This is a genomic window from Streptomyces sp. NRRL B-24085, from assembly GCF_001282115.1.
Classification (GTDB): domain Bacteria; phylum Actinomycetota; class Actinomycetes; order Streptomycetales; family Streptomycetaceae; genus Streptomyces.
The window spans coordinates 1-5,493 of sequence record NZ_LJBR01000521.1 but is presented as its reverse complement, the minus strand read 5'-3'; the positions used below and the strand labels follow the sequence as shown (position 1 = coordinate 5,493).

Genomic DNA, 5,493 nt, shown 5'->3' with positions numbered 1-5,493 from the left:
GAGCTGCTGGGCGACCGGTGCGGGTTCCGCGGCTCCGCCGGGGACTACCAGCGACTGGAGTCGTCGTTGCTGCACGAGGTGCTGGTGCGGCGGCGCGGGCTGCCGATCCTGCTGTCGGTGGTGTGGATGGGGGTGGCCCGGCGGGCGGGGGCTCCCGTGCACGGGGTCGCCCTGCCGGGGCACTTCGTCGTGGGGTTCGGGCCGCCGGAGGAGCAGGTGCTGGCCGATCCCTTCGACGGGGGGCGGGTGTTGAGCGGGGGCGACGCGGAGGTGCTGGTCGCCGGGGCGACCGGGGGCTCGCTCGATCCGTCGATGCTGGGTCCGGCGGACCCGCTGGAGGTGGTGCAGCGGATCCTCAACAACGTCCGCGCGTGGGCCGCGGCCCGGCCGGAGCGGTCGGACGTGGGGCTGTGGGCCGTGGAGCTGGCCCTGCTGCTGCCCTCGCATCCGGCGCGGCTGCGGTACGAGCGGGCGCAGTTGCTCGTGCAGCGGGGTGACTTCGTCGAGGGGGCCGGGGAGTTGGAGGCGTACGCGGGGGTGGTGGCTGCGGTGGACGAGGCGGCGGCGGCTCGGATTCGGCAGCAGGCCCATTCCGCTCGAGCGATGTTGAACTGACGGTTGTGTGGCGTCTGCGGCCCGGTGGGGGCTTGTCGCGCAGTTCCCCGCGCCCCTAAAAGCAAAAGGCCCTCACAGCCAGCCCTTCTCCCTTGCAATCCGGACTGCCTCCGCCCGATTCCGGACCGCCAGTTTCTGGATCGCCGTCGAGAGGTAGTTGCGGACCGTTCCCTGGGACAGGTGCAGGGTCTCGGCCAGTTCGGCGTTCGTGGAGCCGTCCGCCGCCGCCCGCAGGACCTCTCGCTCGCGGTCGGTGAGCGGGTTCGCGCCCTCCGCCAGGGCCGCCGCCGCAAGGGTGGGGTCGATGACCTTCTCCCCCGCCAGCACCTTGCGTACCGCTTCGGCCAGTTGGGCCGCGGGGGCGTCCTTGACCAGGAAGGCGTCGGCGCCCGACTCCATCGCGCTGCGCAGGTAGCCGGGGCGGCCGAAGGTCGTGAGGATGACGAGCCTGACCGCAGGGAGTTCCTCGTGGAGCAGGGCCGCCGCCTCGATGCCCGTGGCACCCGGCATCTCGATGTCCATGAGGGCCACGTCGACGTCGTGGGCGCGGGCCGCCGAGAGGACCTCGTCGCCGCGGGCCACCTGGGCGACGACCTCGATGTCGTCCTCCAGGCCGAGCAGGGCGGCCAGGGCCTCGCGGACCATCGACTGGTCCTCGGCGAGCAGGACCTTGATCGTGCGGCTCGTCATGAGGCGGATCCTATGTCGGCCGCGGCCCCGGCCGGCACGCGGGCGACCAGGCGGAAGCCGCGCCGGGTGCCGGTGGCCTCCAGGGTGCCGCCGGCCTTCTCCAGGCGTTCGCTGAGACCGGTGAGGCCGTTGCCGGGGCCGTCGCCCGAGCCGCCCGAGCCGTCGTCCTCGACGGTGAGTTCGAGCCGCGGCCCGTCAAGGGTCTGGCGGTGCAGCAGCTCCACCGTGCAGCCGCGGGCCCCGCTGTGCCGTACGACGTTGGTGACCGCCTCGCGCAGCGCCCAGGCGAGGGCGGACTCGCTCTCCTCGGGGACGCCGGTGAGGTCGGGCTCGGCGGGCAGGGTGGCGCTCACTCCGGCGGCCGTCAACGCGACCTGCGCGCCCGCGAGTTCCGCGGCGAGGCGGGCGCGCCGGTAGCCGGAGACGGCCGCACGGACGTCCACCAGGGCCTGGCGACTGACCTGTTCGATGTCGGCGACCTGCTGGGCCGCCTTGTCGGGGTGGGCAGGGAGCATCCGGCCGGCCAGCTCGCTCTTCAGGGTGATGAGGGACAGGGAGTGGCCGAGGAGGTCGTGCAGGTCGCGGGCCAGGCGCAGTCGCTCCTCGTTGGCGGCCAGCTGGGCGACCCGGGCCCTGGCCTCCCGCAACTCGATGGTCGTCCTGATGAGTTCACGGACGCCGGTCATCGCGAACCCGCCGAGCAGGGCCGGGATGAGCAGGGCTCCGATGTACTCCGTGCCGTCGGTGACGACCAGGGCGAGGCACGCCATCAGGGCCGACGCGGCCGGGACGGTCCAGCGGGCGAGCCGCAGCGGCAGGGCCGCGCCGGACGCGATCGACACGTACACGAACAGGACCAGCCACTCGCGGCCCAGGGTGAGGACGAGCAGGGCCGACTCGGCCGACAGGACCGCCAGGGAGGCGAGCACGAACTCCTGGGCGTTGCGGCGGCCGGTCCGGAACAGCAGGGCCAGGTACCAGGCGACGAAGCCCGCGAGGCCGAGCCAGCCGAGGACGACCGCCGCGACTCCGTGGCCGCCGTGCAGGAGGTCCGAGACGGGTGCGCTCAGATAAACCAGCCAGATGCCCGTCCACAGCATCTTGACCATCATCTGCTTGCGGGTCTCCGGGCGCTGCCCGATCCCGACGCCGGTGCCGCTCACGCCTTCAACGTGTCCTTCCGGTACAGCCAGGCCGCGCCGCCCGCGAACAGGGCGAAGGAGACGGCCAGAATGGCGATGTCCTGTGCGTGCGGGGCGCGGCTCTGCTCGATGGCCTGCCCGAGGGCAGCGTACGCGTGCGTGGGCAGCCACTCGGCGATGTCCTGGAGCCACCGCGGAAAGGTTGTCGTGGGCATCCACAGGCCGCCCAGCAGCGACAGTCCGAAGTAGGTGATCATGGTGATCGGGCGGACGGCGTCGCCGGTGGCGAGGTAGCCGATGGCGACGCCGAGCGCGGCGAAGACGAGGCTCCCGGCCCAGATCGCACCGGTGAGGGCGAGCCACTGCCACGCCTCCAGGCGTACGTCCTTCACGACCGCGGCGACGACGAACACCACCACGATCGAGGGCAGGCTCACCACGGCCGCGCTCGCCGTCTTGGCGAGGACGTAGCCGTGCCCCGGCAGGGCGGTCAGCCGCAACTGCCGTACCCAGCCGCCCTCCCGCTCCTTCGCGATGCGCTCGCTGTTGCCCATCAGGACGGCGGTCAGGGCGCCGAAGGAGGCCATCGAGACCATCATGTAGGTCGCGACCGTCAGACCGGTGCCGTCGACCTCGTCGGTGGTCCCGGTGCCGCCCGCGATGATCAGGAACAGCAGCGACGGGTACAGCACCGAGAAGAACAGGAACTTGCGGTTGCGCAGGGCGCGGACGAGTTCCAGCTTGACCAGGCCCCGCGAAGCAGAGGTGTTCCTCATGACTGCTTGGCCTCCTCGGCCTCGGTGATGGCGACGAAGGCCTGCTCCAGGCCGAGCCCGGCGACTTCGAGGTTGCGGGGGTAGATGCCGAGGCCGTAGAGGGCGTGGACGGTCGCGTCGGCGTCGGTGGACTGGATGCGGACGGTCCGGCCGGAGCCGCTGTTGGACACCGTGATGGCGCTCAGGAACGGCAGCGCGCGCAGCAGGGCCTCGTCGACCGCGCCCTCCATGTCGAAGGCGATCCTGCGGGCGCCCGCCTTGGCCTTGATCTCGGCGGCGGTGCCGTCGGCGAGCAGGCGGCCCCGGTGCAGGACCAGCACCCGGTCGGCGACGGCGTCGGCCTCTTCGAGGTAGTGGGTGGCGAAGAGGACCGTACGGCCCTGGTCGGCCTGTTCGCGCACGGTGGCCCAGAAGGCCTGGCGGGTGGTGACGTCCATGCCGGTGGTCGGCTCGTCGAGGACGATCAGGTCGCTGTCGCCGGCGGTCGCGAGGGCGAAGCGGACCCGCTGGGCCTGGCCCCCGGAGAGCTTGCCGACCTTGCGGTCGGCGATCTGGGCGACGCCCGCGCGGGACAGCACCTCGGAGGGCCGGTACGGCTTGGGGTGCAGGTCGCAGGCGAGCCCTACCAGCTCGGCGACCGTGACCTCGTCCATCAGGCCGCCGCTCTGGAGCATCGCGCCCACGCGCCCGGCGACGATCGCCTCACGCGGGGTGCCGCCGAAGAGGCGGACGCCGCCGCTGTCGGGCGTCTTGAGGCCGAGCAGCAGATCGAGGGTGGTCGACTTGCCCGCGCCGTTGGGGCCGAGCAGCGCGACGGTCTCCCCCGGCCGCAGGGTCAGGGTCAGTCCGTCCACGGCGCGTACCTCGCCGTACGCCTTGCTCACCTGGTCGAACGCGACCACCGGGGCTGTCGTTGTCATACGGCCATGCTGGCCGCGCGGGTGCGGTGGCGGGCAGTGTCGGCCGTCCGGAGTGCCGCATGACAGATGTCATGCGGCACTCGGTACGGGGTTCGCGACGGGTCAGCTCGGGTTCGTGTCGATGACCCCGACGCGCTCCGCCGCCGTCTTGCCGCGCAGTGCCTTGCGGAGCGCGGACGCCACGTCCTCGGGCAGCACGTCGCGCTTGCCGCTCGCGCCGTTGATCTGCACGCCGACGAAGGTGGTGCCGTACGCCTCCTTGAGCGCTTCGAGGTCGTACGTCTCCACGAGCTTGCCGTTGACCGCCTTGAACCCGAGGATCTTCGGCAGGGACAGCGAGCCGAACTGGATGCTGTGCGCCGCGTCGGTCTGGATGGTGACGCGGTCGGACATCGCGGGCTCCGCGAACTCCTTCATCACCCGGTCGACCTCGGCGTTCGAGATCGTCGGCTGCTTGGTGACCGTCGGCAGCGTCACCTGGCCGGCGGTGCCGGTCTCCATCTGGGTGCGGTACGCCTCCTCGACCGCCGCGGTCGACCTGGCGACGTCGATGCCCTTGCCGGCCTTGCCGTACACGGCGACGGCCTTGCCGTTCTTGAACTTGATCGTGCCGTCGGTCGCCGAGCCGGCACCGCCCGAGGCGTCCTCCAGGGCCGCCTGGAGCTTCTCCTCGTCGACCGGCATGACCGGGTCGACGACCCGGTGGTTGCCGAAGAGGGAGCCGATGACGGAGACCGGGTTGTAGTCGCTCTTGGCGGCCGCGGCGACCGTGGCCTGCTCGTCGAGCTGGAGTCCGGCCTGGTCCGGCTTGAGGGAGACGGTGCCGCCGCCGACCGACAGCTTCAGCGGCTCGTTCACGCGGCTGCCGAGGGAGTCGTCGAGCTTCTTGACGGCGTCGTCGCGGGTGCCGCCGCCGATGTCCACGCCGAGCACGGTGGTGCCCTTGGGCACGTCGGAGCGGTTCATCAGGAGACCGGCGCCGTAGGCGCCGACGCCGAGGAGGACCACGGTGCCGCCGACCATCGCCAGCTTGCTGCGGCCCTTCTTCTTTTTCTTCTTCGACGCGGCGGCCGGGGCCTCCTGCGCCGGGCTGTCCGGCAGCTTAGGGGGCGTACGGCCCTCGGTGGCCTGGCCGAAGGGGGCGTTCTGGGCACCCGACGGCACGACCGGCATACCGCTGGTGACGGTGTGCCCGGAGACGTTGTCCGGGGCGCCGTAGCCGGGTGCGCCCGGTCCGGGGGCGGGCTTCTGCGGGGTGAGGATCGCGGTGTCGTCGCTCAGACCGCCACCGGGGCCGAGACCGGCACCGGGAGCGCCGCCGGGGGCACCGGCGCTCCCCGCGCCGCAGTC

5 protein-coding genes and 1 pseudogene are annotated in these 5,493 nt (G+C 72.4%); 1 reads left to right on the top strand and 5 read right to left on the bottom strand.

The genetic code is table 11. From position 1 onward, the window contains the following. A partial coding sequence (locus tag AOJ26_RS38470) for a transglutaminase-like domain-containing protein (protein WP_053852986.1) occupies positions 1-615 on the top strand: 615 nt, incomplete at its 5' end. Between the two features lie 72 nt (positions 616-687). On the opposite strand, the gene AOJ26_RS38465 is transcribed toward AOJ26_RS38470, so the two are convergent. From AOJ26_RS38465 to AOJ26_RS38445, 5 genes and pseudogenes are all read right to left on the bottom strand, one after another. Then, positions 688-1,305 (bottom strand): response regulator transcription factor, encoded by a 618-nt coding sequence (locus AOJ26_RS38465; RefSeq protein ID WP_053852985.1) that lies wholly within the window; start codon positions 1,303-1,305, stop codon positions 688-690. After that, complete coding sequence (locus AOJ26_RS38460; RefSeq protein WP_053852984.1) at positions 1,302-2,468, bottom strand: sensor histidine kinase; 1,167 nt, start codon at positions 2,466-2,468, stop codon at positions 1,302-1,304. The genes AOJ26_RS38465 and AOJ26_RS38460 overlap by 4 nt, the downstream gene beginning before the upstream one ends. Continuing rightward, positions 2,465-3,223, bottom strand: a complete 759-nt coding sequence (locus AOJ26_RS38455) for an ABC transporter permease (protein WP_053852983.1) — start codon at positions 3,221-3,223, stop codon at positions 2,465-2,467. The genes AOJ26_RS38460 and AOJ26_RS38455 overlap by 4 nt, the downstream gene beginning before the upstream one ends. Continuing rightward, positions 3,220-4,143: an ABC transporter ATP-binding protein gene (locus AOJ26_RS38450; protein WP_053852982.1), complete on the bottom strand. Its 924-nt coding sequence runs from the start codon at positions 4,141-4,143 to the stop codon at positions 3,220-3,222. The genes AOJ26_RS38455 and AOJ26_RS38450 overlap by 4 nt, the downstream gene beginning before the upstream one ends. A 102-nt stretch (positions 4,144-4,245) precedes the next feature. Then, positions 4,246-5,493: pseudogene (locus AOJ26_RS38445) on the bottom strand (hypothetical protein); the annotation flags it as partial.